The sequence below is a fragment of the Caballeronia sp. genome (genome assembly GCF_028292365.1).
Taxonomy (GTDB): Bacteria; Pseudomonadota; Gammaproteobacteria; order Burkholderiales; family Burkholderiaceae; genus Caballeronia.
The window spans coordinates 38,814-65,469 of sequence record NZ_JAQGMM010000039.1; the positions used below are offsets into that span (position 1 = coordinate 38,814).

Consider the following 26,656-nt stretch of genomic DNA (forward strand, 5'->3'; position numbering starts at 1 on the left):
ATACCGCTTGCTTCGGCTGGCGGCCGTCAGAAAAGATCTTAGGTAGGCGAAAATGGCAGCGCCAACGCATATAACTCAGCACCCCGTCAAATGAGCTCAACTAGAAGCACGACGAAATCCCGCTTGCCGCCGCTCAAGGCACTCCTTGCGTTCGAAGCCGCAGCACGACGGGGAAGCTTCGCGCTTGGCGCGGAAGAGCTTGCGGTCACACCGTCGGCGGTCAGCCATCACATCCAGCAACTCGAGGATTTCCTGGGCGTGCCGTTGTTTCAACGGCATCCGGGGCGAGCCGCACTGACGGCTGCGGGACGCACCTACGCGCGCGAGCTTGAACGCGCATTCGGTGTGATCGCCGACGCCACCAATCTGGTCGCGCCGCAGTCGCAGCGTGGTTATCTGGTGGTCGCATCGGGTCCAAGTTTCGCGGCGAAATGGCTGCAACCCAGGCTTCCGGAATTCCTGCGCGCCAATCCGGAGGTCAGGATCCGGTTGTCCACGCTTTCAGATCACGATGACCTCGAGACAACTCGATTCGATATTGCGATCGCCTACGGGCATCCGAATACTTCGAAGCTCGACGTCGAGCCCTTGCTGCTGGAGCGACTGCGCCCGTTGTGCAGCCCCGCCCTCGCTGCCACGCTCGCGCTGCGCACGCCGCAGGACCTTTTGCGCGCGACCTTGATCCACTCGTCCAACGGGCTGACGTGGTCGGAGTACTTGCGGCGGGTCTGCGGCGAGGAAGTGCGGCCGGATAACGAACTCTGGCTCGATCGCTCGGTCATGGCGATCGAGGCTGCAGTCGATGGGCTCGGCGTTGTACTCGAAAGCGAGCTTCTGGCCGCAGAAGAATTGAATGACGGACGGCTGATCGCGCCTTTTAATGAGGCTCAGTTCAGCATAGAAGTGACGTCCTATTACCTGGTTCGATCGAGAGGCTATAAAACCAGCTCGCAAGCAGCGGCGACGTTCGAGGCGTGGTTGCGGTCTGCATTTACTGCGGCCAACCTGACGTCGAAATTGGGCGGAATGTAAGTCAGGTGGGATCCCCTCATAGCGGTCCCTATCTGTAAGGAAACACAAGATGACCTGGACGGCTCGTCTCACCGTCATTGCATGGTTTCGTCGATCGAGGCAAATAATTAGCATCGCTGATCATTTACCGTGGCCCGCAAACGTTAGCTCCTGTGCACCACAAGGTGCGCAGCGAGTCCCAATACGTCAGTAGCCGCAAGGGCTCGAACTCCACCTACAATGCTCGAAACCCGTTGACTATATTGTCGAAAAAATGGTAACGGGTACACTAGCGCAGCCTGTGTGTCCGCTCTATGCACCAACTGTTCCGCCCGTTCAATTTTAGTACTGTCTGGTAATCCGCTTTTGTACGTGACCGATGCACGCCACTGCTGCAACCTGACCACTGCAGAGCAACCACTGCAGAGCATTTCGGCGTGACCCAAAGGTGATAAGTTTTTTTGAAAAATGACGGTTGCCTTGCCCCGCAAATGTTTCAAATCATTTTGCTTGAAATCTTAGCGCCCCATTAAAGATTGAGTCAGATTTATGCATGCCAGAAAACTTAAGTTTTATGCAAAAAATGTTATCTTCAATCTTTTTCCATCATTGATTTTTGAAAAAAGATATGACCGCATGTTCAGGAATCTGGACGAACATCAATGGACTTATATTCGCTCGCGCGCCAATTATTACAATAAGCTTGAGCAGCAATTTGTCCTGAACGAAACGGCGAGTCGCAGCAGCGCATTGCCTTTACGCGGCAACCCTAGCGCCTACTACTATGATTTTAAAGAGATATCCCGATACTTCGCGCGCTCCGTAAAATTCAACTATGTTTTTAAGGACATCCGAGAAGCGGTGGACGAACCGACACTTCTTAAAACCAGGCCACTCACCGAATCGAATGAGAATTCAGTCATATTGAAGCTGGACAAAATGAGGCACTTCAACTTCATTGAAGACGCGCGCTCATTCGAAAGCAAAATCAACATGGCCGTCTTTCGAGGGGCGTGCTACCAAGAGCATCGAAAAGCATTTGTCGCCAGATATCACACTTCTGCAATGGCCGATATTGGCGACACGGATGACGCGCGAAAAGGTCAACACGGTCATCGACCTTATATGAGCATTGCTGATCAATTGAAGTTCAAGTTCGTGATCAGTCTGGAAGGTAATGACGTTGCAACCAACCTGAAGTGGATCATGCTTTCGAATTCCGTTTGCTTTATGCGCAAGCCGCGGGTGGAAAGCTGGTTTATGGAAGGCTCCCTGATCCCCAACCATCACTATGTTCTTCTGGACGATGAATTTTCCGATCTGGAAGACAAGATAAATTATTACACCAAGCATACAGACAAGGCCATGGCGATAATTAAAAACGCCAATCAGTACGCCATGCAGTTTCTTGACACGCGCCGGGAAAAGCTTATTTCCCTGCTGGTCCTCAGAAAATATTTCGATCTTTCCGGTCAGTGAAGATCTGTCGTCTCGTAGAACTCTTGTGGAACATCTCGTAGACGTCACGCAGACATTTTCGTTGCACGGCCGTTGCCAAGCATGCGCTCCGCGCCTCAAGGCAGACGTTCCTCCAGTGAGATCCTGAGCCTGCCGGGCGTCACGCCGTAGACTTCCTTAAAGCCGCGGATGAAATGCGCGGAGTCGGCAAAACCGCATTCATAGGCAATTACCGTGATGCGTTTTTCCGTGTTGAGCAATAGCCAGCGCGCGTATCGAAGCCGCATGGTCCGGTAAAACTCCTTGGGGGACACCCCCATTTCAGTCAGGAAGTTACGTTCGAGTTGCCTCACGCTTGTACCGGTCATCTTCGCGATCACCGTAACGTTGAGCGGCGCCTCCAGATTTTCTTCCATCAACACAATAGCGTGCCGTACCAGCAAATCACCGACCGCCAGATATCCCAGTGCCTTGCGGCGCTCCACGAACGACGGATTGCCGTGACGGCTGACTGTCATTTGATGAATCACCTTGGACGCTCTGTCCGAGCCGCAATGCAAGCTGATTAAACGCGTCGCCAACTCGAGGACGGACACGCCACCCGCGCACGTGATGCGGTTGCCGTCGATCAAATAATCTGAATTGGCGATGACCCGCAAGTCCGGGAACATCGTCTTGTAGTCCGCGAGGTGGAACGCGTGGACGCAAGCAACACGGTCCCGCATCAAGCCTGCTTTTGCCAATACGAAACTGCCGGTGCACATGCCGATCAGCGGCACGCCTTCGGCGTCGGCCTCGCGCAAATAGTCCCAGTAACGACGGTCGACCTGTTCAAGTTTGGGCAGCAGGCCACCAATCACCACGAGGTAATCGAATTGCCGCGGCGAACCCTGTACCGCGTGCACGGGAACCGCTACACCGCAGCTCGCTTCCACGGTTTCATCGGCCATGCCGAGCAGCATCCAGGCGCAACGCAGCGGACGGCTCTGGTCGCCGAGATCGGCTGCATGGCGCAACGCATCGCAGAAGCCCGCCAGCGAAAGCAGTGGGAAAGTCGGCCACAGAAGAAAGCCGATGTTGAGCTCGGCCCCCAAGCGCGACGCGTTGCCCTCACGTTTGACGCTGGCGCGATCGAGGCGATCCACCAGCTCCCGGCCCAGGGACGGCTCCCGACCATCGGCTGGTGTGTTTTCGCGTGCCATGACGTTCCCGCTAGACATTGGTGAATTCAAGTATATAAGCCCAAAAAATGCGCTTGCCCGCCATGTCGCATTTCTTCTATTTTTTTACGAGTTGGTGCAATGCCGGCCATTTTTTCGTCACTAAAGTCGCTCCTGTCACCTGCCTCAATCGATCACTGGCAAGCGTCAGTGCACCATCGTCCAGCAAGCTGCATAACCAGGAGAGTCTCATGTCGGCTAAATTTCACGGCGCGCTATGCGCCAATATCGGAGTAAGCCTGATCGTGCTCGGCTCGACCGGCGCGTTCGCAGACGAAGTTGTCAAAATTGGACATGCTGCGCCGTTGACGGGTGCGAATGCCGAGTGGGGAAAAGACACCGAAAATGGCGCCCGGCTAGCGGTGGAGGAAATCAACGCGAAGGGCCTCGTGATCAGCGGCCAGAAGGTAACGCTGGAGCTGGATGCACAAGACGACGCGTCGGACCCGCGCCAGGGCACGCAGGTGGCACAGAAGCTGGTCGACGATAAGGTCGTCGCCGTGGTCGGCCACATGAATTCGGGGACCACGATTCCCGCGTCGAAGATCTACAGCGATGCGGGTGTTGTCGAGGTCTCGCCTTCAGCGACCAATCCGGTTTATACGCAACAGGGCTTCAAGACCGCCTACCGGGTTGTCGCAACCGACGCCCAGCAGGGTCCGGCGCTGGCCGACTATGCGAAGAAGACGCTCGGGGCGAAATCAGTAGCGATCGTGGATGACGCGACGGCATACGGCCAAGGGCTCGCCAATGAGTTCGAGAAGCAGGCGAAGGTGGACGGGTTGACCGTGCTCTCACACGATGCAACCAACGACAAGGCAGTCGACTTCCGTTCGATTCTCACGAAGATCAAGGGCGAGCACCCGGACATCATCATGTACGGGGGGATGGACGCCACGGGCGGTCCATTCGCGAAGCAGGCACAACAGCTCGCCGTAGCAGCGCGCGTGCTGGGTGGTGACGGCCTGTGCGCCGATTCGCTCGCGAAACTGGCCGGCGAGGCGGCGGATAACGTCGTGTGCTCGATCGCCGGCATGCCGCTTCAGGAAATGCCGAACGGCCCCGCTTTCGAGCAACGCTACGAAGCACGCTTTCATCAGCACGTGCAGCTCAATGCTCCGTTCGCTTATGACGCGGTGTACATCATCGTCGACGCAATGAAGCGTGCCAACTCGACCAAAGCGGAGAACATCCTTGCAGCGATGCCGAGCGCAAATTTCGTCGGCGTGCTGGGCCGCACGCAGTTCGACGCACACGGCGATTTGAAGCAAGGTGCGATCTCGCTGTACAACTACAAACGCGGCAAGCAGACGCTGCTCACCGTCGTGAAGATGTAGAGCGCATGAACGTCCCTGTTCCTGGCGTGGTTGGAATCGGCCCTGCTATCCGGCCGAAAGCGCGAATTGTGCTGATTGGCACAGGCGGCACGATCGCGGGCCGTGGTGCATCGCCGGTCAACACGTCGGCGTATGACTGCTCCGTGCTGTCTGTAGACCAGATTCTTGCAGATCTACCCGCCGCGGCATCGGTGGCCGACATCAGCGCCGAGCAGCTATTTCAGTGCGGGTCCGAGAATTTCAGCAGTGGGCAACTGCTGCAGTTGGGCAAGCGGATTTCATCGCTGCTGAAACGCGACGACGTGGACGGTGTTGTTGTCACGCACGGCACCGATACCATCGATGAAACCGCTTATTTCCTGCATCTCACGCTCAAAAGCACCAAACCGGTAGTCGTAGTGGGCGCAATGCGCCCGCCTTCCGCGCTCAGTTCGGACGGACCGCTTAACCTCTACAACGCGATCGTCGTGGCGGCGAGTCAGTCAGCCCACGGCAAAGGCACGCTGGTCGTTGCAAACGACGAGATTCACACCGCGCGCGATGTTGTAAAGACCAATACGTTCAAGCAGGAAGCGTTCAGTTCTCCGTATGGTCCTTTGGGATACATCGTCGAAGGTAGGCCGGTCTTTTATCGACTGCCTGCGCGTCTGCATACGGTGGAAAGCGAATGGTCGATCGACGAGATCGACGAACTGCCGGAGGTCGGTATTGTCTATGCGCACGGCGGTATGAACGACGCGATGGTTCATGCCATGCTCGACTCAGGTGTGAAGGCGCTCATCTATGCGGCGACGGGCAACGGCAATGTGGCGACCTCGGTAGTAGCCGCGCTGGTTCAAGCCCGAGGGCGTGGCATTCATGTCGTCCGCGGTTCGCGCACGGGAAGCGGCGTGGTCATCCGCAATGCCGCGCAGCCCGACGACCGCTACGACTGGCTGGTAACGGACGATCAGGTCCCGCACAAAGCGCGCATCCTGATGATGCTGGCGCTCACCGGGGAGCAGCGCACACGGGAACTTCAGAATGTCTTCTTGACGTACTGACCTGACCTCTCCACGGAGTCACGAAGCCATGGTCGCTGAGCCACGCGGTGGCGCTGTTCACAAAGTCTTGACCCAGCCAAGCGCATCATCCGCAAACTTCCGAAGCAGCCGGGCAAGCTCGCCCACCTCTTTTGCTTCCCAGCCGGCAAGCAATTCTTCGATAATTTTCTGACGCGCCGCGTCCAGCGCGTCCGTCATGACCCGCCCCTGATCCGTAATGACGGCCGCGCGAACCCGGCCGTCGGTCGGGCTTGGACATCGCGCAACCAGTCCCAGGCTTTCCAGTTTGGCGATCTGCCTGCTAACCGTCGTGTAGTCGCGCCCCGCCAGTTCGGCGAGTTCGACAATACCAAGCGGCCCCAGCCGCGCAACCCTTGCGAGCAATGGGAAAAGTGCACGATCCAGATCGACGCCTGCCGCTTCAATAAGAGCCGCATCCGGTTGCGGCCGATTCAGCACACCCGTCAGGTCCAATAGTGCTTCCCGCAATTCGCGTATTTCTTTCCCCATCGCGATTCGATCCTTGTTAATGTCTTTATATGTGTATAATACACATATATTCGATGATCCAGCCCGAGATAAAGCGTACGCTCGGATACTTGGCAAAGGAGAGCATCCATGAAAGCAGCAGTCGTTCAACAAGCCGGCGCGACGCCGGTTTATGCCGACTTCACCGATCCGGCTGTCACCGAAGGCGTGGTCCGCGTCGCGGTTGTAGCATCCGCGCTGAGTCATGTCACGAAGAGCCGGGCATCGGGCAAGCACTATAGCGCCTCTGCGAAGCTCCCTTTCGTGCCAGGGATCGACGGCGCCGGTGTTCTTGAAGACGGCGCGCGTGTCTATTTCGTGCTGCCCGAAGCGCCCTTCGGCGGCATGGCGGAGTACTGTATCGTCCAGAAGGCGCGTTGCATTTCCTTGCCCGCAGGGCTGGATGAGGTGACCGCGGCGGCAATCGCCATTCCGGGCATGTCGTCGTGGGCGGCGTTGACCGAACGTGCAAAGCTGGTGAAGGGCGAGACCGTACTGATCAATGGTGCAACCGGTGTGTCAGGCCGTCTCGCCGTGCAGATTGCCAAGTATCTGGGCGCGGGCAAGATCATCGCGACCGGACGGAATGCAGAAACCCTGCAGTCTCTGAAAGCGCTCGGCGCTGACGAAACCATTAGTCTCGCGCAGGACAACGATGCACTCGAAAGCGCGTTCCGGCAGGAGTTTCAGCAGGGTATTGGCGTCGTGCTCGACTATCTTTGGGGGCAAAGCGCAGAGCTGCTGCTGGCGGCGGGCGCCAAAGCTTCGCCGGACGGCGTGCCACTCCGGTTTGTCCAGATTGGTGCCATGAGCGCGGCAAACATCACACTTCCAAGTGCAGCGCTTCGATCATCGGCTATCGAACTCATGGGCAGTGGTATTGGCAGCATTCCCATGCCGCGCCTCCTGGGTGCAATCGAACACTTGTTGAACGCCACGGTCCCCGGCCGCTTCGAGATCGCGACAAACGCGGTGCCCTTGTCTCAAGTCGAGGATCACTGGGCCAATGAGAACCAGGCACGCACGGTGTTCACAACAGGATTTCAACCGTGAGGCATGTCGGGCCGGCATGAAGTGCTGAGCACAGACCAACTGGTGGATGCGAACCGCCAGATCAACGGGAGCCGACGGCCACGCGCACCCGGCTCAATGCGCCGCGCCAAGACTCTACGCACACAGATTGCCCACGATGGATCAACGCCTTCGCGGCAATGGCAAGCACCGACGGGGTGCTGACCTCGTGCTCGGAAGCCGGCACCACGTTCCGCATCATGTGGCCTTCGGGCAAGCATTTCACGACCAAGATGCGCGTGTTTATCGACATCCTTGGAGAGCGATTGTTTCCTGCGCATGGTGATGATGCAGGGATTGCGCATGGTCGGATCGACGGGTAGGCGAACGCGGTTCGCACGATTCAACGCCGCTTCGAATAGCGGTCGCTGGAGCCACGTTGCTTTGATTGCACTCGGTTGACGTTTCTGATATCGGTCGAATACGGGCCGTCCTGGTGGACCTTGCGATAAGCCATTGACTGCCCGTGCCACCAACCGAAATGGATGACCCGTGAAACGAATTCTGACTACCACCTGCGTCATCGGCGCCACGATCGCCATGCTTGGCCCGGCCCATGCGCAAACCGCCACGACGCCCCCGGCCAGCGCCGCTGTTCCAGTCACTGTCGACAACTTCGTTCGTGCCGAGTCCGACAAGTACGTCTCGGCATTGGCCAAGCAAGGAGGGTTGGGCAAACTCCTGCATCGGAGAGAACCGGCATCGATTGCGCACCAGACTGTCATCCGGCTTAATCGTGACACGCTCTATTCGTCCGCTGTCTTCGACCTCGACGCGGGACCGGTGACAATCACCATGCCCGATCCCGGCAAGCGCTTCATGGCGATGCAGGTCATCAACGAGGACCATTACACGCCGAACGTGTTCTACGGCGCGGGCACGCACATCCTCACCCGGGAGAATGTAGGCACGCGTTACACGGTCGTCGCCATACGCACCCTGGTTGACCCGGCCAGCCCCGACGATATCAAACAGGTCCATGTCCTGCAGGACGGCGTCCAGGTCAGCCAGGCAGGCCCGGGCAAGCTTGAAATGCCCGACTGGGACGCGGCGAGCCAAAAGAAGGTACGCGATGCGCTTCTGATCCTGGCTTCGACAATCCCCGACTTCAAGGGCGCGTTCGGCACCAAGGAAGAAGTCGACCCCGTGCGCCGGTTGGTGGGCGCGGCGGCAGCCTGGGGTGGCAATCCTGATAAGGATGCGACCTATCTCAATTTCACGCCGGCCAGGAACGACGGAAAAACCATCTACAAGCTCAGCGCCAAAGACGTGCCGGTCGATGGATTCTGGTCGGTCAGCGTGTACGACGCCAAAGGCTACTACGAGCCCAACGCAGCTGGCGCCTATTCACTCAACAACGTCACGGCGAAGAAAGGCGCAGACGGGACAATCGAGATCCAGTTCGGCGGCTGCGATGCAAAAACGGCCAACTGCTTGCCGATCACGCCGGGATGGAACTACATGGTTCGCCTTTATCGTCCCCAGCCCGACGTGTTGAACGGCAAGTGGCACTTCCCCGAAGCGCAACCTGCCAGTTAAATAAAGCGGCCGGCGCTTTTCGCATGGCGGCGAGGCGAGCTCATCTAACCGGGCGCCGATCTCGCTGCCTTGCATGCGAAGCAATAGAGTGGGAAGAAGCATGGATTATTATCAAGTATTCCTACTTTTTTAATCTCACTTAGTCCGCTTTTCCCCAACGTCGATCGACACACGTTCGAACTTCGACCTTGAATACAAGCACGCGGCAGATCGATATCGGCGCGCGCCGCGGGCACATTAACTGCTGCTTGATCACGTTACCTCCGCCCTTTGGGGGTACATTCTTTTTGCAGCTCAACGCTTCCATAACTCGCATAATCGTATGAACTAATTTCGTCGAAATATCAGACGAAATGATCGGAGAATGTTGTCATGTCCAATCCTACCGAGTTGCCATCGGAGACCGACGGAACCGATACAGATCCTGACGCCGACCCTGCATTTGCGCGAACACCCGTGAGATTCGGACGGCTTGCGCTTTGGGTTGCCTCGGCGAGCGCGCTGACAATCGGCGTCATGGGAACGGTCGCGTACGGTGTCTGGTTCAATCAGGACCAGCACGTGTACGCCGAAGCCATGGAGCACGCGCGGCAGACGCTCTGGCTTGCAGCGCCAGCGCCAGAACCAATTTCAGCCGTGCAACAAACGGCGTCGTCCGATGACGTCGCGGCGCCCGTGGCCCCTGCTCGGCCGGTCGCCCTCGCCAGCGCCGATCTCAACGGTCCCGTGCCTTCCGCTCAGTCGGATCCTCGCGCGGCGCCGGCTGATTCGGCCGCACCCAAGCTCGCTGTCACTCGTCCTGTTCGAGCAAGTTGTTCTGCGACCGTTGAACGCCGCCGCCCGGTGCCCCGCGTCAAGCCGAACGGCAACGTGTTCACCCGCGTGGGTTCATTTTTTCATCGCGTAAGCTACCGGCAGCATGGCACCGAAAGCCAGCGAGATATCTACGCCCATCCGTGAGCGGCAGCGCGCCTACAAACCTGTCCTTCCGATGCGTTACAGGCCAGGTCCGGCAACGATCGCCTGCGTTTCCTTCCTCTGCCTGCTGATAGGCCTGCTGTTCCTCGCATTCGAAATCCGGACAATTTTCTCCGACCAGTTGAAGCAGGAATACAGCGGGCTCGTTCTCGAAGGAATTGAACGGGCGGAGAGCGCCCGCAATCTTGTCCGCGTGTGGCAACCACAGGCCGACAACAGCGTCGCGAGATCAGGACAAGCGGAACAAGCGGAACAAGCGCAACCATCCGACGACTATCGGCGTGCACGAATTAATCTCATCGACCGCCTCGCGTCGCTCGCGGCGCTGGTGAACGCGAGCCCGTCGGCGGCGCCGCGCATCCCTCAATCCGCCCTGTCGCCCAACGTCAGCCTCGACGATACCGACGCGCTGCTCGCAGTCGAATCCGTGTACTGGCGAACGCAGCGCAAAAATGACAGCGCTGACGCCCGCACCCGCATAGCGCGCGTGGCGAGCACGTTGATCGTACTGTCGGCATGTGTATTCGGCGCGCTGATTACCGCGCTGGGCATGTATGCAAAACGCACGCGCCAACTGGCCGGCGAGTCGCTCAAGTTCGAGCATGCCGCGCTGCACGACGCAATGACCGGCCTGCCCAATCGACGGAAATTGTTCGCTACGCTGGCGGAAACGGCCGCGAGGTCATCGGGCAGTCCAACGCCGCAGAAAATCGCCGTGATTTACATTGACCTGGACGGGTTCAAACAAGTCAACGATTCGCTCGGCCATCGAGTGGGTGATGAATTCCTGATTGCCGTTTCAAAGCGCTTTCGCAAGACCGTGCGTCTGGTTGATGTGGTCGCCCGCTTCGGTGGCGATGAGTTTGTTGTACTGGTCCGAGAGTTTTCAACCAACGCCGAATTGGAAGCGATTGCCCAGCGCTTGATCGACTGCGTGCTCCAGACAGACGAGCAGATGGGCGTTGGATTCGTGCGCGCCAGCATCGGCATAGCGAGCTTTCCACATCCTGTCAGGGACTACCATCAGCTCGTCGCTGCCGCCGACGAAACCATGTACCAGGTGAAGCGCAACGGCAAGAACGGTTACGCGTTCGCGACGCGGGTAAGCTGAATGCATCGCTGTCCTCCGCTTTGCCCGCGGCATCCCCCGCTTATCGGCACGAATACGCAGAATCTGAAGGCGCACATTTACCGATGTCGCCGTTGCGTCGCGTGCTTGAGAATCGCATAACGAGCCCTGTCGACTAGCCTGCCATTTTGGCGATCAGCTTGGCTCGCCTGAGCCGCGACCGGCATCGTTCGCTGTTTATTCAAGAAAACTAAACGATACCGGCCAAAGACCCAACCGAGGAAACCCCACGCGTGCCGTGTTTGCCGCGATCAAGACCATGCTCAAGAACTTTACTATTCGCCGCGGACTCACGATTACCATCGCCGGTTACACGCTCGCGCTCGTGGCGGTGCTGCTTGCAGCCGCTTTGTGCCTGCGCCAGAGCAACCAGGCGCTTGAACAGATGGTCGCCACCGATACCGTTGCCGTCACGCATCTCAAGACCAGTTCGCAACGGCTGTTGCAAGTGCGCCTTGCGCTCGGCAGCTTCGAGACCCTGTTCATGCTCGGTAAGGCGGGCGACGACTTGCTCCCCAACGCGCGCAAGACGCTGAAAGCAAGCGATACCGAGTTCGATGCGTATCTCGCGAAGCCGCGCGATCCACAAGAAGAGCCGCTCGTGCAAGCCGCCAAGGCGGCGCGCGATGCGTTGATTGCGAAGGCGCTCAACCTTGAATTCGATGCCCTCGCGCAGAACGACTTCACGACTTTCCGCACGCTCCAGGTTCAGACGGCCGACAGTTTATATGCCACCTACGAGCACGCGATGTCCGCGCTGGAAGCATTCCAGATCGCGCATCAGCAAGATCGTTATGCGCAGGCACAGGCTCAGTTCCACATGATGGCGACGGCGGCCGTGATTGTCGCGGCGTTGGCGCTGGTGCTGGGGTTCATCGCGCGAGCGGCATTGAGCGCCGCGGTGATGAAGCCGATCGAGTCGGCGATTCACCACTTCGAACAGATTGCGGCGGGCGATCTGACGGCGAGTATCGACGCCTCGCGCGACAACGAAATGGGCCGCTTGTTTGCAGCGCTCGGCAAGATGCAGCAGGGGCTGGTAGGAACGGTTCAGCAAGTGCGCGGCGGCACCGGCGCGATCTCGCACGGTGCGCGTGAGATTGCGGCGGGCAACATCGATTTGTCGCAACGCACGGAAGAACAGGCAGCGTCGTTGCAGCAGACGGCGTCGAGCATGGAGCAGTTGACGGCCACCGTCCGCCAGAACGCCGACAACGCGCGGCAAGCGAGCGAACTCGCTATCGATGCATCGGCAACCGCCGTGCGCGGCGGCACCGTGGTGGGCAAGGTCGTTCATACGATGGACGATATTGCGACGAGTTCGACCCGGATTGCGGACATCATTGGTGTGATTGAAGGGATTGCGTTCCAGACGAATATTCTCGCGCTGAACGCAGCGGTGGAAGCCGCGCGTGCGGGTGAACAAGGGCGCGGTTTTGCGGTGGTCGCGGGCGAAGTGCGCAACCTCGCGCAACGCAGCGCCGGGGCCGCGAAAGAGATCAAGGAATTGATCAATGCGTCAGCGGGCAAGGTGCAGGCTGGCAACGTGCTGGCGGGACAAGCGGGCCAGACCATGAGCGAAGTGGTCGCGGCGGTGAAGCGCGTGTCGGACATCATTAGCGAGATCAGCGCGGCATCGAACGAGCAGACCGGCGGTATCGAACAGATTAATCGCGCGGTCGCGCAGATGGACGAGGTGACGCAGCAGAACGCGGCGCTGGTGGAAGAAGCGGCTGCGGCTGCGGCATCGCTTGAGCAGCAAGCTGAGAAGCTGGATGTCGCGGTGGCGGTGTTTCGGGTTTAGGGGGTCACGCCGGTATTCGCCGCATCGTACGGTCATCGTTCACTGGAACGAGCCCGGATCGCTTCCTCACCCAAATCTGACTCGGCGTTGTGATATCAGTTTATGATATCATTCGACAATGAAAGCCAAGCATAGGAAGACGCTCGAAGCGATATTCAAAAGGCCCACGAACGGCGGTATTGTTTTCGCCGATATTGAATCACTGGTCATCGCGCTTGGTGGCGAGATACGGGAGGGCTCGGGCTCACGCGTCGCATTTGAGTTGAACGATCGCCGCCGGTATCTGCATCGACCACATCCAGGCAAGGACGCGAGGAGGTATCAGGTGGAAGAAGTGCGAGGGTGGTTTATCGAATTGGAGGTGAAGCCGTGATAAACGCAATGAACTATCTGGGATATCTTGCGCGAGTCGAGTTCGATCCGCGTGACAACATTTTCGTCGGACATGTGCTCGGCGTATCGGAACACATCAGCTTCCACGGCGAGACCGTGCTTGAGTTGACCACCGGGTTTCATGAGGCAGTCGATCACTATCTTGAGGATTGCGCCAAGACCGGCCGCGATCCTCAAAAGCCGGCATCAGGCAAACTCATGTTGCGAATAAGACCGGAGGTCCACGCTGCCGTGGGCATAGCAGCCGCAGCCGCGGGCAAAAGCATCAGCCAGTGGGCTGACGAAGTATTGGCGCGCGCTTCACATGCGTAATAACCTCGGCTCTCGGGGCATCCGTGATGGGTCAAAGATTCTTCCGTATCAGCCAGGTTGAAAAAATAAAACGCCCGATGTCCATTGATCGGGCGTTTCGTCTTTCCATCTGGCAGAAGCTGCGTGCTACCGCTTCTCGATTCTGCCAGGATAAGTTTCGATCGAGCTCACAAAGCTTCACCATCTCCCGCCGGCACCGCCGCAAACACCGTCCGGTAATAAGCACGCCCTTCGCGCATGTGCGATTCAAAACCAAATCCACGGCTGAGCATGTCGTTCATATCGGCACGGGTGATTTTCATCACGTAGCTATGCTCAGTCGTGACCAACCGGCAGTCCCCTGATGCCTCCGATGCGCTGAACCACTTGCCCGCATCGGCATGACCGGCCGGGTAGGTGTGGCCATCGTGTTCGACTTGCCAGCGGCCATCGAGCAGGATCCAGAAGTCATCGCTCTTATCCGCCGCCGAACAGCTCGCGACCACCGTGCCCGCCTGCGCTTCCCACTCGCGCGAATGACCTATGGTCCAGCGCAACTGCCCGGTATCCAGTGTCGTAAAAAATGGCGTCTTCCTGAGCAGATACAAATACGTCGTCGATGCTTTCATGGTCTTGCCCTCCTGCTGCGCATAGCCCTGCTGACCGCACGCCGCGGTCAGCATGAGAAGGCCAAGCCAGACGCCGCGAACGATACGCCCGGTCTTTGTCATCCTCGTCACCGCGACACCCTGGCTTCGAGCAGATCGCCCATGCCGATGCGCTTCGCGAATTCAATCCGCACCCGCTCCGATACCTCCAGCACCTGCGCCGCACCGTCACCGACGAAATCAATCACCGAGCGCATCGGCCGCGTGCCCTTCTCCATCCCGACAATGCGCACCACCTCATCGGCGACCGCCTTGGGATCGGCGTCAGGCGGCGTCAATGCGCTCAGGCGCTCGCCAATCTGGTCCATCACGCCGTCGTATCGGGCATAGGATGCAGCCCTCGCCGAGTCCGCTGGTTTGCCTGCGCTCGGGAAGTGATCGGTGCCGCTGGTGAATGCACCCGGGACCACAATGGATGTCTCCACGCCAAAGCGTGCCAGCTCATAAGCCAATGTGACGGCAAGCGAATCCATCGCCGCCTTGGCCGCGCCGTAAGGGCCCATGAACGGCGGGAAACCACCCTTGGTCGTAGTGCTGCTGATCCACAGGACAAGCCCGGATTCCTGCTTGCGCATATAAGGCAGCACTGCACGGTTGACGCGCTGCGCGCCGAACAGATTGGTGTCGAACACCTTCATCATTTCTTCCGGCGTGAACGCTTCCGACGGACCGACCACCAGATGCCCCGCGTTCTGCATCACCACGTCAATCCTGCCCTGCTCGCGGACGATGATCTCGGCAGCGGCATCGGCGGAATCCTGCGAGAGGACATCGAGTTCCAGCGGCATCAACGCGATCCCCTTCTGCGCTGATATAGCCCACAACTCATCAGCGCGTGCGCGATTGCGGCCTTCCACGTCGCGCATGCTCGCGTACACGATGTGCCCCGCTTCGGCCAGCGCCAACGCGCTCAACTTGCCAATGCCCGTCCCTGCGCCCGTGACCAATATGACTGATTTCATGATGACTCTCCAACATGTTTAGCTAAGCTAATGTTCTTGGTTTATTAAGCGATACCGCCATTGGCGCGCAGGATCTGGCCGTTGACCCAACCCGCATCCGGGCCGGCGAGGAACGACACGACCGAGGCAATATCTTCGGGCTGGCCGAGGCGTTGCAGCGGCGGCATTTTCGCGAAGGTCTGGATCTGTTCTTCGGTCTTGCCATCGAGGAAAAGCGAGGTGGCGATCGGACCGGGAGCGACCGCGTTCACCGTGATGTTGCGGCCGCGCAGCTCCTTCGCGAACACATGAGTGAACGCTTCAACGGCGGCTTTCGTCGCGTTGTAGACAGCGTAGCCGGGCATGTTCAGGGCGAGCGTGGTGCTCGAGAAATTAACGATTCGGCCCCCTTCGTTCATCCGCGCCGCCGCTTCGCGCAGCGTGTTGAAGGTGCCGCGAACGTTGATGCCGAAGGTCTGGTCGTAGAGGGCGTCCGAGGTGTCCGCCAGCGGCAGCGTCTTCAGCACGCCTGCGTTATTCACCAGCACGTCGATCTTGCCGAGCTGCTGCTCGACCGCTTCGAACATGTCGCGGACTTCGCTGGGGTTCGCTACATCGGCTTTGATCGCGATGGCTTTCGCGCCCTGCGCGGCGAGTTCCGCGACTAGCGCGTCGGCTTCTTTCGAACTCGATGCGTAGTTGACCACTACTGCAAAACCGTCGCTGGCGAGACGACGCGCGACTGCCGCGCCAATACCGCGCGATGCGCCCGTGACAATCGCTACCTGGCTGTTCTTGACCGTGTTCATGATTCGCTCCTTTTAGGGTGGTGACGTGCGTGATTGAAGTGCGTGGAATGAAGTATTGATCATTCACGTCAATTGATAATTAGCCTCGATTTAGCAATATAATTCCATTCACTTTAACAATCCAAGCCCGCGAGTCACCCATGGACCGGTTTCAGGAAATGCAGGTGTTTATTCGTATCGCCGAGCGCAGCAGCTTTACGCAAGCCGCGGAGGACTTGCAGATACCGCGCGCCACGGTCACCAACCTGCTGAAGCGCATGGAGGAGCGGCTCGGAACGCGGCTGCTTGAGCGCACTACGCGCACGGTGCGGCTCACGCACGATGGCGAGGCGTTCTACCGCCGCTGCGTGAGGCTGGTCGCGGACATGGAGGAAGCGGAGGGATCGTTCCGCAATGTCGCGCCGAAGGGGCTGCTACGCGTGAATTTGCAGGGGACGCTTGCCCGGCATTTCGTGGTGCCGGCGCTGCCTGAGTTCATCGCGCAGTATCCGGACATCGAATTGCAGATTGGCGAGGACGACCGGCTGGTGGATCTGGTGCGCGAGGGGATCGACTGCGTGCTGCGGGCGGGGACGCTGCAGGATTCATCAATGGTCGGACGCCGCGTCGCGTTAATGGAGCAGGTGACGGTGGCGAGTCCCGCCTATTTGCAGCAGTTCGGGGAGCCGGAGACGCTCGAGGCGCTGGGTACGCATCGGGCGGTGAATTATTTGTCGAGCGGATCGGGGCGAGTCTTGCCGATGGAATGCACCGTCGATGGAAACGTGGTCGAGATTCAGCTTGCCGCAGTGGTCTCGGTTACAGGCGCGGATTTGTATGCCGGATCCGCGGTGGCGGGATTGGGGCTGGTGCAGGTGCCGCGGTATCGGGTGATGGGGGAATTATCGGCGGGGAAACTGAAGGTCGTGCTTGATGGCTTTCCGCCTCCGCCCATGCCGGTTTCGGTCTTGTATCCGCAGAACCGGCAGTTATCGGCGAGAGTCCGCGTGTTTGCGCAATGGGTTCGGGAAATTTTTGAAGCGGTGGCGTGAGGGATTGACCTAACCCGGACTAAAACGATCGCACAAGCGGGCAGTACGGGCAGTACGGGCAGTACGGGCAGTACGGGCCGGTCGGGACAGACATCCAGATCGTTGAGAATCCGTCGGCATCGAGACCGAAAAAAGCGCGGGCGCCGGGGCCTCGCTGAGCTACCAGGCATGGCAGCGCGCTTCTGTCACAATAGCGTTCTGCCATTTCGCTGACGTGCCGCTGGCAGCGCACTCCAACTTACTTTTTCGTAAATGCGCATATTCGGAATAAGCCTTTACGTCATCATCGCCCTGTTCTTTGCGGTGCATGCCGTGCGCACCCAGCAGAACATGTACTGGCTGCTGATCCTGTTTCTTTTCCCTGGCCTTGGCAGCGCGGTCTACTTCTTTGTCATTTACTTGCCGTCCCTGCGCCAGTCGCATGGGGCAAGGGCGGCAACGAGGGCCATCTCGCAGCTTGTCGATCCCAACCGGGCGGTGCGTGAGGCGCGCACGGATTTCGACCGCGCGCCGACCGTCGCGCATCGCATGCGGCTGGGTGCGGCGCTTCTCGATGCGGGAAATGCCGTCGAAGCCCTGGAGCATTACCAAGCGGCGGTCAGTGGGCCGTTCTCATCCGATCCGGCTTTACTCCAAGGGCTGGCACGTGCGCAGTTTGCCAGTGGCAATGCTTCGGCCACGCAGGACACGCTGGAAAAACTGTTCGCCGTCAATCCCCTCGCCCGCCGGCAGCCGGAGCCTGCCTTGCTGTATGCACGGGCCTTGGCCATGATTGGCGCACCCGGCACGCGCGCCGCGTTCGAGATGGCGCTCACCAGCGCAAGCGACGCTGCACCCCGTTGCCTGTACGCCGATTGGCTATCGGCGCAGCCCGACGAGGCCGACCGCCAGCGTGCGCGCGAACTTTATGCCGAGATCGTGCACGATGCCAGGCATTGGCCACGCCACGCCCGCGAACATAACAGCGAGTGGCTGCAACGAGCCCAGGCCTCCCAAAGCCGATAATCCACGGGCGCCCGCTGCAAAGCGGCACGGCCCGTGCACTGATCGTCTTTACGCGACTTTCGGAAGCGAGATCTATAGACCTTAGGAAAATCAATATTAAACAAAGGCAGGTAATCACGATTTGCATCGTCATTAATCTGCCTCACTAAGTTAATAAGTTGAAAAAAACATTCCTTAGACTAGACTGGTCGATAACCTCTATCAGCGCACATTGTCTAATGGAGCTTTGTCCGCTTTCCTATGCAGGACGCTGGAATTTAATCCAATGCAATACAGACACATTGGAAAACAAAAATGGCGGATCCTGTTATTTATAAAAAACGCCAAGTCAAGTCGACCTCCACCAACATTGAGACTCAAGTCCTAACGCTTTGTGCCGCAAATGAATCGAAGTCGTGCCTACGTCCATGTCCATGTCCATGTCCAAGGTGGTGCATGGGTGCTTGATGGTCACTAAGTGAGTTGTCAAAAGTTCAGCGAATTTTAGAAGGGCATCCAGCGTCTGCCTGTCCCTGGTCTCTCTTGGGCTGATGAGACCGAAGTCTCAGGTGGGACCGTTAGCATGGCCTCCCTTTTATCGGTTGCGTCCTTGTCGAAACACATGTCAAGACACACGTGGCACGCCTGCGGCCCGGTTGGCGATGGCGATCCAGGTCATGTCTCAGGAAAGGGGATCACTATGCGATCTGTATTCAAGAAAATTCGCCGAGCGCACTCCGTTCACCGCGCGCTGATTGCTTTCACGCTGCTCACGGCGGCCGCACTCCAGCCTGCCGCAGGCCAACGCGAACTCCACCATCCCACAGGCCCAAGTTTTGTGGTCAAGGATCTCGGCGCGCTCCCAGGCAACACCAGCCAGGCTAGCGGGATCAACGAACGAGGCCGAGCGGTCGGTTTCTCGAACGTCGCGAACGGGGACCAGCACGTTGCCCTGTATGAAGACGGGAAGGTGACCGATCTCGGCACGCTCCCCGGCGGCACCAATGCCACCGCTAACGGGATCAACGGGCGCGGCCAGATTATCGGCTGGTCGGCAGTCGGCGGGAACGAGCAAGCCCCTTTGAACGAGCACGCCTTTCTGTTTGAACACGGCGTGATGACCGACTTGGGCATGCTCCCTGGTGGCAAAACCAGTGTCGCTAACGCAATCAACGAGCGCGGCCAGGTGGCCGGTTGGTCGATCAACGCACTCACGGCTACCCACGCCGTTCTGTTTGAAAAGGGCAAGGTGATCGATCTGGGCACGCTGCCCGGCGGCTTCTTCAGCGCCGCCTTTGGGATCAACGATCGCGGCGAGGTGGTCGGCTGGTCCACCAGTGCAACCTCGGGCGCCGACCAGGCCTTTCTATACGAACACGGCGAGATGACCAACCTGGGCACGCTCCCCGGCGGCAACAGCAGTACCGCTTTCGCGCTTAACAATCGCGGCCAGGTGGTCGGTCAGGCAGCCGTCGCAAACGGCTACGAGCACGCCTTCCTGTATGAGCACGGCGTGATGACCGACCTGGGCACGCTCCCCGGTGGCACCATCAGTGTCGCTCTCGGGATCAACGATCGCGGCCAGGTGGTCGGCGAGTCGACCGATGCAAGCGGGAACTTCCGCGCCTTTCTGTATGAGCACGGCGTGATGACCGACTTGGGCATGCTCCCCGGTGGCAACAGCAGCGTCGCTACCGCAATCAACAATCGCGGCGAGATCGCGGGCTACTCAGGGACAGCTTTTTCCCCGTGGCACGCCACCCTCTGGACGCGGGAAAGATGATTGCCCCAGCGCGTGGGCGCCTTAGCCGACGATGAACTGATAGTCGATGAGAATGCGATGATTGGCATCGACGATAAAAACATCACGGCCAGCGGCGACAACAGCGTCCCCCGTGCCCGGAACCATGCTCCAGTCCACCATGACTGTGTCCTGCAGGGCGTGGACGGCGCTCACCTCGAAACGATGACCGCCATCGCGAACATTCTTCTCGTGCGAGCCAGTCACGCGCTGCTCCAGCGCGTCGTAGCCCTGGACTTCCCGGCTTCCCACGTAGTGGATGCCCTCCGGCGCCCAGAGCGCAGCGATCGTTTCCCTGCGTCTTTGTGGATCGGTCTCGTTCCAGACGGCGACATAGCGCTCCGCCAACTTTTCAGCTTCGTTCATGACAAGCTCTCCTTGATAATGGCTTTCTGCCGGGACCGGCAGCACCATGGACTCGACAGTGCACTTAAGACGCACCACGGTCGATAACCTCCGAGGTCATGAAGTGTTAGCCAGGTCGTCAGAACTTGACCTGCGGGGTCATGGCGACGAGTCGGATATGTTGCTAAAGTCAAAATATGAACCTCCATTCGAATGCTGACCCAGCACCCTTCGGCATGCTGCTACATCAATGGCGGCAGCGCCGCCGGCTGACACAGATGGACTTGGCCCACGTAGCCAACAGCTCCACGCGGCATCTGAGCTATCTGGAAACGGGCCGCGCGCAGCCGAGCCGGGAAATGGTCATTCGTCTTGCCCAACACCTCGATGTGCCGCTTCGCGAGCGCAACCTCCTGCTTCTGGCAGCTGGTTTTGCGCCGGCCTATCAGGAGCGCTCGTTTGAGGAACTCGCCGCGGCGCGGCAAGCGATCGAGCAGGTCATACAGGCGCACAAACCTTATCCGGCCTTCGCGGTCGACCGTCATTGGAACATCGTGCTGTCGAACGCCGTGCTGCCACAGTTGTATGTCGATGTTGCAGAGGAGCTTCTTCGCCCACCGGTCAACGCAGTGCGCCTCATGCTGCATCCGCGAGCCATGGCGCCGCGGATCGTCAACCTTTCCGAGTGGCGCGCACATGTGATCACCGTCCTGCGACAGCAGATTGAAGCCAGGGCGGATCCTGGCGTCCGGGCGCTACTTGCGGAGATCCTGGCCTATCCGCAGGTGGCTGCGGAAGCGGTTGCGGATGTCGCCGAAGGCCCTCGGCGTTTTGCGACGCCGCTCAAGATCGCAACGGATCACGGTGTTCTATCGTTCCTCAACACCACCACGGTCTTTGGTACGCCTACCGACGTCACCCTGTCCGAGCTGGCGCTTGAAATGCTATTCCCCGCCAACCCCGAGACCATCGCGATCGTGGGCAAACTCACCGCGGACGAATGCGCGGCGAGGTCGTCCGTCACTGGGCGGTGATGTGACCGGCGAGGGTTTTCAACCTCATGGAGCAGTCCGTGCGCGATCCTCGTTAAAGCCTCCCACTCTCCTGGTTAAAGTGCGCGACGATATCGTCAGCGAGGCGTTTCGAGTGGGTAACCATAAGACCGTGAGCAGCGCCTTCGACCACGACTAACTTTGCGCCAGGGACGAGCGCCGCGAAGTGCCGCCCGGTTGTGTCGATAGGGCAAGAGACGTCAAGATCACCATGGATAACGGTCACGGGAACATCGAGCGCCGGGACTTCTGGCCGCAGGTCGGCTTCCACAATCACGCGCTGGAAATCCATCAACAGCCTCCGCGAGCAGCGAAGGACCATCTCGGTCACCCATGTGAAAGCGGTCCTTGAGGCACCAGGGATAAACGCCTCGACATTCTGATCCAGCCAATCGGGCAAATCTTCTTTCAGCCGCACCATCAGCGCTTCGAATAACTCACGCGGCACACCGTTGGGGTTATCGGTACGCTGCAGGACGCAGGGACCTTGCGCACCGACAAAAACGATGCGCTTGACGCGCGCTGAGCCATGCCGGGACACGTAACGGATGGCTTCGCCCGCCGCGCCCGAATGCGCGACCAGCGTGCAGTCCTGCAAGTCGCATGTTTCGATGATCGCGGCGAGATCGTCGGCGAGGCAATCGTAGTTGACCACGCCCGGATCGCTGGACTGCCCATGGCCACGCCGATCGAAAGCCACGGTCCTGAACCCATGTTCGCCGACCAGGATCATCACCTGACTCCATAGATCGGACGACATCCCCCATCCCGCGAGGAACAGGATTGGCGGACCGGAACCCCAATCGCGAACAAAGAGCGGGTGCCCATCTGGTGTGGTGACAAAATGTCGTTCAGACATGGTGGCTCCATAAAAGTCATTCATTCGGACATTGACTTCCCTCGACAGCCAGGAGAACAGCAAGGCCGCCAGATTGCTTGCGAGCCCTGGCGATCCAGGTCGCGTCCCTATTGCCATCCAGAGCCAGCAAGGAATGTCAGAACGATGTTAATTGCCGTGCCGGGTGAGATCCATTACCTTGGAGGTCAAGATGCGCTGTCCGTTTGTCGGAAGAAGGATTTTTGATTGTCTGAAGTCCAGCTTTTTACGTAGACTGGATGAGCGTCAGGTGATGCCCTTTTTCTCACTTGTGCCGGGCACGCGAGCCCGGCATTCCCCACCGGGAGAGATCGATGGTCGACAGACCGACTTCCAACACATCCACAGTCCGTTCGCTGTCGCTGATTGCTGTCGTCGTGGTCGCGCTGGTCGCCGCATTCGCCTTTACAGCCGGCTGGCTTTCGCCGGCGCGCCTGACGCCCGCGAAGATCGTCAACGCTCTGGCGCCACCGGGCGGCGCGGCATTAGGCTTTCGGCGCAATCACGCCAAGGGCGTCTGCTTTACCGGCAACTTCGAATCGAATGGCGCGGCTGTGGCCCTGTCCAAAGCGCCGGTGTTCGCGCCAGGCTCATATCCGGTCACGGGACGTTTCAACCTCGCTACGGCGGATCCAAAAGCGCCTGACGCCACCGTTCGCGTCCGTGGCCTTAGTCTGCGCATTGTTGCCGCCAATGGCAGCGAATGGCGCACGGCGATGATCGACGCGCCCTTCTTCCCGGTCGCTACGCCGCAGGCTTTCTACGGACTGCTTCAGGCTTCGGCCAACACGAATGACCCCGACGCGATGAAGAATTTTGCCGCCGCGCACCCGGAGCTCGGTAATTTTGGCGCATGGGCCGGCAGCGCGCCGTGGACGGCCTCTTACGCGCAGGAGCGTTACAACAGCCTCAACAGCTTCATCTTCACCAATGCTGCGGGACAGAACCAGGCGGTGCGCTGGTCCTTCGTGCCGGCCGCGCAGCCGGAGGCCATCCCCGCTGATCAGTTGAAGGCGCATGGTGCTGACTTCCTCGCGGCCGATATTACTCAGCGAGTGCACACCGCACCGCAGCGATGGACGCTGGTTGTCACGGTCGCCAATCCCGGCGACCCGACCGCGGACCCCAGCAAAGCGTGGCCCGAAGATCGACGCAAGGTGGAGGCGGGAACGCTGGTGGTCAGCGCCATCGAACCCGAGGATGACGGGCCGTGCCGGGATCTCAACTTCGATCCCACTGTCCTGCCGCCCGGTATGCACGTCTCCGACGATCCGTTTCCCGCCGCGCGCTCAGCCGCCTATGCCGTCTCGTTCAATCGACGGACCGCTGAAGATAAGGACTATCCGCGCCATCCGGCGGGAGGAGCCACGCAATGACCCGGATCCACAATCGCTTTACACCGCTGCAGCGCGCGCTTCACTGGCTCATGGCGGTTTGCATTCTGGCGATGCTGTTCATCGGAGTGGGAATGGTGTCCACCGTTCGCCCTGATTATCTGACGCTCGTGTCGATCCACAAGCCGCTGGGTGCAGTTATCCTTGTGCTGGCGCTGATTCGTCTGGTGGTGAGATTGACGCGCGGCGCGCCCCCGCTGCCGGCGTCGATGCCGGAACCAATGAAACTCGCTGCCCACCTGTCGCATCTTGCGTTCTACTTACTAATGATCGGGCTTCCACTGATCGGATGGGGCATGCTCTCGGCCGCCGACTATCCCGTCGTGGTGTTCGGCGCACAGTTGCCGTCCATCCTGCCGCATAGCAACGCTCTGCACACGCTGCTCTGGAATGCGCACAGGGCGCTCGCGCTGTGCTTCTTTGCGCTGATCGTACTTCACCTGGCGGCGGCGCTATTGCACGCGCTGGTGAGACGTGACGGTGTCTTCGAAGCGATGGCGCCCTGGCGGTCAAGCGTCAAAACGGACGCCTCTGGCGATCAATGACCTTCGTGCATCGTCCCTGAGTTGCCTTTAGAACCTGCGGGCGCCGAGGATCCGTTGCGAGCCGGAGCAGCCTGGGAACAAATAGATTCGATGCGTTGCCCCGCCGCCTGTGGCTCGAATTCCAAACGTCGTTACAGGCGGCGAATGTGTCTTTATCGGTGATCAGTAAGTCTGGTCCGCAATGACCCTGGCCACCGTTTCCAGAGACCGCTCGAGCGTGGTCAAGCTGACCGAACCGAATGCCAACCGGATGGCGTGAGGAACATTCGCGCTCACTGAAAACGGATGCGCGGTCGACACTGAAATTCGCTCGCGACTCAACGCCATTGCGATCGCGTCTGCTCGCACCTCCTGAGCCAGAGGAAGCCAGAGAAAATACGATGCTGGATGACCGACCCGTTTCAGGCCACTCAGCACGCGACGGGCGATATCCTGGCGAAGGGTGGCGTCCCTCCGCTTTTCGGCCTCAAGCATGGCGACGGTGCCGTCCTCGATCCAGCCGCACGCGATCGCCGTCATGGTCGCCGGCGTGTTCCAGGTGGTCGCCCGGATCATTCGTTCGAGCTTGGGAATCCATTCTCGCGGCGCATGGATGAAGCCGACGCGCAGCCCAGTCGAGACACTTTTCGACAGGCTCGACACATAGACTGTTATCTCCGGCGCAAGTGCTGCGAGCGGCGACGGTGCGGCTTGCGCAAGGAAAGCGTACGCCGCGTCCTCGATAAGAATCAACCCATGTTGTCGGGCGATGGCGACGAGTTCCCGGCGCCGCGTCGCGCTCATCACCCAGCCTAGCGGATTGTGCAGTGTCGGCATCGCGTAGACCGCGCGCACTCGCCGCCGTTTGCAGAGCTTCGCCAACGCGTCCAGGTCCGGGCCGGTTCCAGCCGCGGGGATTGGCACGAGTTCCAGGCGATTGGTCTCGGCGGCCAGTTTGAATCCCGGATAAGTCAATGCGTCCACGGCCACCACGTCTCCAGGCTCGAACAACGCCATGGCGGTCACCGTCAGTCCGTGCTGCGCGCCGCTGACGAGCACGGTGGTGTCGACTGTTGCGGTCAGGCCCTGCCTGGCCAAGTGGTGTGCCACCGTCGCCCGCTCATGCTCGCGCCCGCCATGGGGCTGGTATCGAAGCAAGGATTCAAGGTCGCCCGCTGCCGCGAGCTGGCGTAGCGCCGTCCTGAAGAGATCGGTCTGGTCCGGCAACGACGGATAGTTGAAGTTCAGATCGACCGTGTCCGCGCTCCACGCGGCAAGGTCAATGACTTGAGCGCGAGGCAGCGGCTCTTTGACGAAGGTGCCGCGGCCCGTTTCGCCACTGACCAGACCCATGACCTGCAGCTCCGCGTAGACCCGCGTGGCCGTGACCAGTGCAAGGCCTTCGCGAGACGCCAGATCGCGATGCGTCGGCAGGCGCGTCCCGGGACGCAGACGACCCTCACGGATATCCGTCGCGAGGCGGTCGACCAAATGTTTGTAGCGGGGTTCAGGCATGTCAATGTATCCATGACAATTTTTTGATTGTATCGATTGTCAGTCTTACCATGGCGTAACACAAGCTCTCCACTCGTACGAGGACGCCATGCACATCGCCATCCTGACATTCGAAGGCTTCAACGAACTCGATTCATTCATTGCTCTGAACATGCTTGGCCGGGTCAAAAAACCCGGCTGGCGTGTTTCGATTGCAAGTGCGGCACAGCGGGTGCGCTCGATGAATGGCGTGGTGGTGGAGGCGCAAGCGTCGCTGCAGGACGCATGTGACGCAGATGCGGTGCTGGTGGGTAGTGGAATAGGAACGCGGGATGTGGTTGCCAATACAGATTTGATGTCGCGAATCAGGCTCGACCCGACGCGCCAGTTGCTTGGCGCGCAATGCTCGGGCACCCTGATTCTCGCAAAACTCGGGCTGCTCGATGGCGTGCCTGCATGCACGGACTCGACAACTAAACCATGGGTCGAAGAGGCCGGTGTCGCGGTGCTCAACCAGCCATTTGCAGCCGGAAAGAATGTCGCGACAGCAGGGGGATGCCTGTCGTCGCACTATCTGGCTGCCTGGGTGATCGCGCGTCTGGAGGGTGTCGAGGCGGCGCGCAGCGCGATCCAACATGTGGCGCCCGTGGGCGAAAAGGAGGTCTACGTGACACGCGCGATGGCGAACATTTCGCCATTCCTCTAAGGTAATCGAGTCTTTGCCCGCGAGTATGAGCTGCGCATCTCTCGACCGCGCCGGTCAGGGCCGTCCTGGAACCGAAGGCGCCGGCCGCCGCATCCTGAGAGGGCAATCCTTCTCATGGGCTGCAGCGCGAGCGCCTCCGTTCGCTCACGCCGATAAAAGGTGGCGTGGCAGTTGCCTTCGAATGGAATCCATCGAAAAAGCACGCTCTTTCGAGAACATCGAAATTCG

The 26,656-nt window shown here is 59.5% G+C and carries 27 protein-coding genes; 19 read left to right on the forward strand and 8 right to left on the reverse strand.

The window, feature by feature from the left end:
• Positions 1–90: 90 nt before the first annotated feature.
• Both JWR14_RS02110 and JWR14_RS02115 read left to right on the forward strand, forming a co-directional pair.
• Positions 91–1,032, forward strand: coding sequence for a LysR substrate-binding domain-containing protein (locus JWR14_RS02110; RefSeq protein ID WP_299700508.1), 942 nt, complete (start codon positions 91–93; stop codon positions 1,030–1,032).
• Between the two features lie 528 nt (positions 1,033–1,560).
• Positions 1,561–2,490, forward strand: coding sequence for a glycosyl transferase family 90 (locus tag JWR14_RS02115; protein ID WP_299700511.1), 930 nt, complete (start codon positions 1,561–1,563; stop codon positions 2,488–2,490).
• Positions 2,491–2,585: 95 nt separating this feature from the next.
• Here the strand turns inward: JWR14_RS02115 and JWR14_RS02120 are convergent, their stop codons facing one another.
• Positions 2,586–3,671 (reverse strand): helix-turn-helix domain-containing protein, encoded by a 1,086-nt coding sequence (locus JWR14_RS02120; RefSeq protein WP_299700514.1) that lies wholly within the window; start codon positions 3,669–3,671, stop codon positions 2,586–2,588.
• Between the two features lie 209 nt (positions 3,672–3,880).
• Here JWR14_RS02120 and JWR14_RS02125 point away from each other — a divergent pair, with 209 nt between their 5' ends.
• A complete protein-coding gene (locus JWR14_RS02125; protein WP_299700517.1) occupies positions 3,881–5,026 on the forward strand; it encodes a branched-chain amino acid ABC transporter substrate-binding protein in 1,146 nt (381 codons plus the stop codon).
• 5 nt (positions 5,027–5,031) lie between these two features.
• Entirely contained in the window at positions 5,032–6,069 is a 1,038-nt protein-coding gene (locus JWR14_RS02130; RefSeq protein ID WP_299700521.1) for an asparaginase, read from the forward strand.
• A 57-nt stretch (positions 6,070–6,126) separates the two neighbouring features.
• Here the strand turns inward: JWR14_RS02130 and JWR14_RS02135 are convergent, their stop codons facing one another.
• The gene (locus tag JWR14_RS02135) at positions 6,127–6,579 is read right to left on the reverse strand and encodes a MarR family transcriptional regulator (protein WP_299700524.1); all 453 of its coding nucleotides are present in this window, start codon (positions 6,577–6,579) and stop codon (positions 6,127–6,129) included.
• A 108-nt stretch (positions 6,580–6,687) separates the two neighbouring features.
• On the opposite strand from JWR14_RS02135, the gene JWR14_RS02140 reads away from it, so the two are divergent.
• From JWR14_RS02140 to JWR14_RS02175, 8 genes are all read left to right on the forward strand, one after another.
• Positions 6,688–7,650: a zinc-binding alcohol dehydrogenase family protein gene (locus JWR14_RS02140; protein ID WP_299700528.1), complete on the forward strand. Its 963-nt coding sequence runs from the start codon at positions 6,688–6,690 to the stop codon at positions 7,648–7,650.
• A gap of 158 nt (positions 7,651–7,808) precedes the next feature.
• A complete protein-coding gene (locus JWR14_RS02145; RefSeq protein ID WP_299700531.1) occupies positions 7,809–7,991 on the forward strand; it encodes a hypothetical protein in 183 nt (60 codons plus the stop codon).
• Positions 7,992–8,208: 217 nt separating this feature from the next.
• Positions 8,209–9,207, forward strand: a complete 999-nt coding sequence (locus JWR14_RS02150; RefSeq protein WP_299700587.1) for a DUF1254 domain-containing protein — start codon at positions 8,209–8,211, stop codon at positions 9,205–9,207.
• A 372-nt stretch (positions 9,208–9,579) separates the two neighbouring features.
• Positions 9,580–10,167: a hypothetical protein gene (locus JWR14_RS02155; RefSeq protein ID WP_299700533.1), complete on the forward strand. Its 588-nt coding sequence runs from the start codon at positions 9,580–9,582 to the stop codon at positions 10,165–10,167.
• Positions 10,127–11,296, forward strand: coding sequence for a GGDEF domain-containing protein (locus tag JWR14_RS02160; RefSeq protein ID WP_299700536.1), 1,170 nt, complete (start codon positions 10,127–10,129; stop codon positions 11,294–11,296). The genes JWR14_RS02155 and JWR14_RS02160 overlap by 41 nt, the downstream gene beginning before the upstream one ends.
• 256 nt (positions 11,297–11,552) lie before the next feature.
• Positions 11,553–13,118: a methyl-accepting chemotaxis protein gene (locus JWR14_RS02165; RefSeq protein WP_299700539.1), complete on the forward strand. Its 1,566-nt coding sequence runs from the start codon at positions 11,553–11,555 to the stop codon at positions 13,116–13,118.
• Between the two features lie 118 nt (positions 13,119–13,236).
• Entirely contained in the window at positions 13,237–13,491 is a 255-nt protein-coding gene (locus JWR14_RS02170) for a type II toxin-antitoxin system HicA family toxin (RefSeq protein WP_299700542.1), read from the forward strand.
• Positions 13,488–13,823: a type II toxin-antitoxin system HicB family antitoxin gene (locus JWR14_RS02175; RefSeq protein ID WP_299700545.1), complete on the forward strand. Its 336-nt coding sequence runs from the start codon at positions 13,488–13,490 to the stop codon at positions 13,821–13,823. Before JWR14_RS02170 ends, JWR14_RS02175 begins: the two co-directional genes overlap by 4 nt.
• Positions 13,824–13,990: 167 nt before the next feature.
• Here JWR14_RS02175 and JWR14_RS02180 read toward each other — a convergent pair whose 3' ends face one another.
• From JWR14_RS02180 to JWR14_RS02190, 3 genes are read right to left on the reverse strand one after another with little or no spacing between them, the layout of a single operon-like run.
• On the reverse strand, positions 13,991–14,533 hold the full coding sequence (locus tag JWR14_RS02180) for a hypothetical protein (RefSeq protein ID WP_299700548.1): 543 nt from the start codon (positions 14,531–14,533) through the stop codon (positions 13,991–13,993).
• 5 nt (positions 14,534–14,538) lie between these two features.
• The gene (locus JWR14_RS02185; protein WP_299700551.1) at positions 14,539–15,432 is read right to left on the reverse strand and encodes an SDR family oxidoreductase; all 894 of its coding nucleotides are present in this window, start codon (positions 15,430–15,432) and stop codon (positions 14,539–14,541) included.
• A 44-nt stretch (positions 15,433–15,476) separates the two neighbouring features.
• Positions 15,477–16,220: an SDR family oxidoreductase gene (locus JWR14_RS02190; protein ID WP_299700554.1), complete on the reverse strand. Its 744-nt coding sequence runs from the start codon at positions 16,218–16,220 to the stop codon at positions 15,477–15,479.
• A gap of 140 nt (positions 16,221–16,360) precedes the next feature.
• Between JWR14_RS02190 and JWR14_RS02195 the strand changes: the two genes are divergently transcribed.
• The 3 genes from JWR14_RS02195 (at position 16,361) to JWR14_RS02205 (ending at position 20,018) form a co-directional block, all read left to right on the forward strand.
• Positions 16,361–17,251 carry a LysR family transcriptional regulator gene (locus JWR14_RS02195; protein ID WP_299700557.1) on the forward strand — a complete coding sequence of 297 codons (891 nt, stop codon included), beginning with the start codon at positions 16,361–16,363 and terminating at the stop codon, positions 17,249–17,251.
• 252 nt (positions 17,252–17,503) lie between these two features.
• Positions 17,504–18,256 carry a hypothetical protein gene (locus tag JWR14_RS02200; protein ID WP_299700560.1) on the forward strand — a complete coding sequence of 251 codons (753 nt, stop codon included), beginning with the start codon at positions 17,504–17,506 and terminating at the stop codon, positions 18,254–18,256.
• Between the two features lie 817 nt (positions 18,257–19,073).
• Positions 19,074–20,018 carry an HAF repeat-containing protein gene (locus tag JWR14_RS02205; protein WP_299700563.1) on the forward strand — a complete coding sequence of 315 codons (945 nt, stop codon included), beginning with the start codon at positions 19,074–19,076 and terminating at the stop codon, positions 20,016–20,018.
• Between the two features lie 21 nt (positions 20,019–20,039).
• On the opposite strand, the gene JWR14_RS02210 is transcribed toward JWR14_RS02205, so the two are convergent.
• Positions 20,040–20,402, reverse strand: a complete 363-nt coding sequence (locus JWR14_RS02210) for a nuclear transport factor 2 family protein (RefSeq protein ID WP_299700566.1) — start codon at positions 20,400–20,402, stop codon at positions 20,040–20,042.
• Positions 20,403–20,617: 215 nt separating this feature from the next.
• On the opposite strand from JWR14_RS02210, the gene JWR14_RS02215 reads away from it, so the two are divergent.
• Positions 20,618–21,415: a helix-turn-helix domain-containing protein gene (locus JWR14_RS02215; protein ID WP_299700569.1), complete on the forward strand. Its 798-nt coding sequence runs from the start codon at positions 20,618–20,620 to the stop codon at positions 21,413–21,415.
• 52 nt (positions 21,416–21,467) lie between these two features.
• Here JWR14_RS02215 and JWR14_RS02220 read toward each other — a convergent pair whose 3' ends face one another.
• Entirely contained in the window at positions 21,468–22,292 is an 825-nt protein-coding gene (locus JWR14_RS02220; protein ID WP_299700572.1) for an alpha/beta hydrolase, read from the reverse strand.
• Between the two features lie 332 nt (positions 22,293–22,624).
• Here JWR14_RS02220 and JWR14_RS02225 point away from each other — a divergent pair, with 332 nt between their 5' ends.
• Entirely contained in the window at positions 22,625–23,686 is a 1,062-nt protein-coding gene (locus tag JWR14_RS02225; RefSeq protein ID WP_299700575.1) for a catalase family peroxidase, read from the forward strand.
• The gene (locus JWR14_RS02230) at positions 23,683–24,249 is read left to right on the forward strand and encodes a cytochrome b/b6 domain-containing protein (protein ID WP_299700578.1); all 567 of its coding nucleotides are present in this window, start codon (positions 23,683–23,685) and stop codon (positions 24,247–24,249) included. Before JWR14_RS02225 ends, JWR14_RS02230 begins: the two co-directional genes overlap by 4 nt.
• A 162-nt stretch (positions 24,250–24,411) precedes the next feature.
• Here the strand turns inward: JWR14_RS02230 and JWR14_RS02235 are convergent, their stop codons facing one another.
• A complete protein-coding gene (locus JWR14_RS02235) occupies positions 24,412–25,743 on the reverse strand; it encodes a PLP-dependent aminotransferase family protein (protein WP_299700581.1) in 1,332 nt (443 codons plus the stop codon).
• A gap of 88 nt (positions 25,744–25,831) precedes the next feature.
• Between JWR14_RS02235 and JWR14_RS02240 the strand changes: the two genes are divergently transcribed.
• Positions 25,832–26,428, forward strand: a complete 597-nt coding sequence (locus tag JWR14_RS02240) for a DJ-1/PfpI family protein (RefSeq protein ID WP_299700584.1) — start codon at positions 25,832–25,834, stop codon at positions 26,426–26,428.
• Positions 26,429–26,656 lie beyond the last annotated feature (228 nt).

What these genes read in the sequence shown, in the direction of transcription:
- JWR14_RS02110 (WP_299700508.1), top strand. Translation starts at nt 91, where the DNA reads ATGAGCTCAACTAGAAGCACGACGAAATCCCGCTTGCCGCCGCTCAAG.
- JWR14_RS02115 (WP_299700511.1), top strand. Translation starts at nt 1,561, where the DNA reads ATGCATGCCAGAAAACTTAAGTTTTATGCAAAAAATGTTATCTTCAAT.
- JWR14_RS02120 (WP_299700514.1), bottom strand. Translation starts at nt 3,671, where the DNA reads ATGGCACGCGAAAACACACCAGCCGATGGTCGGGAGCCGTCCCTGGGC.
- JWR14_RS02125 (WP_299700517.1), top strand. Translation starts at nt 3,881, where the DNA reads ATGTCGGCTAAATTTCACGGCGCGCTATGCGCCAATATCGGAGTAAGC.
- JWR14_RS02130 (WP_299700521.1), top strand. Translation starts at nt 5,032, where the DNA reads ATGAACGTCCCTGTTCCTGGCGTGGTTGGAATCGGCCCTGCTATCCGG.
- JWR14_RS02135 (WP_299700524.1), bottom strand. Translation starts at nt 6,579, where the DNA reads ATGGGGAAAGAAATACGCGAATTGCGGGAAGCACTATTGGACCTGACG.
- JWR14_RS02140 (WP_299700528.1), top strand. Translation starts at nt 6,688, where the DNA reads ATGAAAGCAGCAGTCGTTCAACAAGCCGGCGCGACGCCGGTTTATGCC.
- JWR14_RS02145 (WP_299700531.1), top strand. Translation starts at nt 7,809, where the DNA reads ATGGCAAGCACCGACGGGGTGCTGACCTCGTGCTCGGAAGCCGGCACC.
- JWR14_RS02150 (WP_299700587.1), top strand. Translation starts at nt 8,209, where the DNA reads ATGCTTGGCCCGGCCCATGCGCAAACCGCCACGACGCCCCCGGCCAGC.
- JWR14_RS02155 (WP_299700533.1), top strand. Translation starts at nt 9,580, where the DNA reads ATGTCCAATCCTACCGAGTTGCCATCGGAGACCGACGGAACCGATACA.
- JWR14_RS02160 (WP_299700536.1), top strand. Translation starts at nt 10,127, where the DNA reads ATGGCACCGAAAGCCAGCGAGATATCTACGCCCATCCGTGAGCGGCAG.
- JWR14_RS02170 (WP_299700542.1), top strand. Translation starts at nt 13,237, where the DNA reads ATGAAAGCCAAGCATAGGAAGACGCTCGAAGCGATATTCAAAAGGCCC.
- JWR14_RS02180 (WP_299700548.1), bottom strand. Translation starts at nt 14,533, where the DNA reads ATGACAAAGACCGGGCGTATCGTTCGCGGCGTCTGGCTTGGCCTTCTC.
- JWR14_RS02185 (WP_299700551.1), bottom strand. Translation starts at nt 15,432, where the DNA reads ATGAAATCAGTCATATTGGTCACGGGCGCAGGGACGGGCATTGGCAAG.
- JWR14_RS02190 (WP_299700554.1), bottom strand. Translation starts at nt 16,220, where the DNA reads ATGAACACGGTCAAGAACAGCCAGGTAGCGATTGTCACGGGCGCATCG.
- JWR14_RS02195 (WP_299700557.1), top strand. Translation starts at nt 16,361, where the DNA reads ATGGACCGGTTTCAGGAAATGCAGGTGTTTATTCGTATCGCCGAGCGC.
- JWR14_RS02200 (WP_299700560.1), top strand. Translation starts at nt 17,504, where the DNA reads ATGCGCATATTCGGAATAAGCCTTTACGTCATCATCGCCCTGTTCTTT.
- JWR14_RS02210 (WP_299700566.1), bottom strand. Translation starts at nt 20,402, where the DNA reads ATGAACGAAGCTGAAAAGTTGGCGGAGCGCTATGTCGCCGTCTGGAAC.
- JWR14_RS02215 (WP_299700569.1), top strand. Translation starts at nt 20,618, where the DNA reads ATGCTGCTACATCAATGGCGGCAGCGCCGCCGGCTGACACAGATGGAC.
- JWR14_RS02220 (WP_299700572.1), bottom strand. Translation starts at nt 22,292, where the DNA reads ATGTCTGAACGACATTTTGTCACCACACCAGATGGGCACCCGCTCTTT.
- JWR14_RS02225 (WP_299700575.1), top strand. Translation starts at nt 22,625, where the DNA reads ATGGTCGACAGACCGACTTCCAACACATCCACAGTCCGTTCGCTGTCG.
- JWR14_RS02230 (WP_299700578.1), top strand. Translation starts at nt 23,683, where the DNA reads ATGACCCGGATCCACAATCGCTTTACACCGCTGCAGCGCGCGCTTCAC.
- JWR14_RS02235 (WP_299700581.1), bottom strand. Translation starts at nt 25,743, where the DNA reads ATGCCTGAACCCCGCTACAAACATTTGGTCGACCGCCTCGCGACGGAT.
- JWR14_RS02240 (WP_299700584.1), top strand. Translation starts at nt 25,832, where the DNA reads ATGCACATCGCCATCCTGACATTCGAAGGCTTCAACGAACTCGATTCA.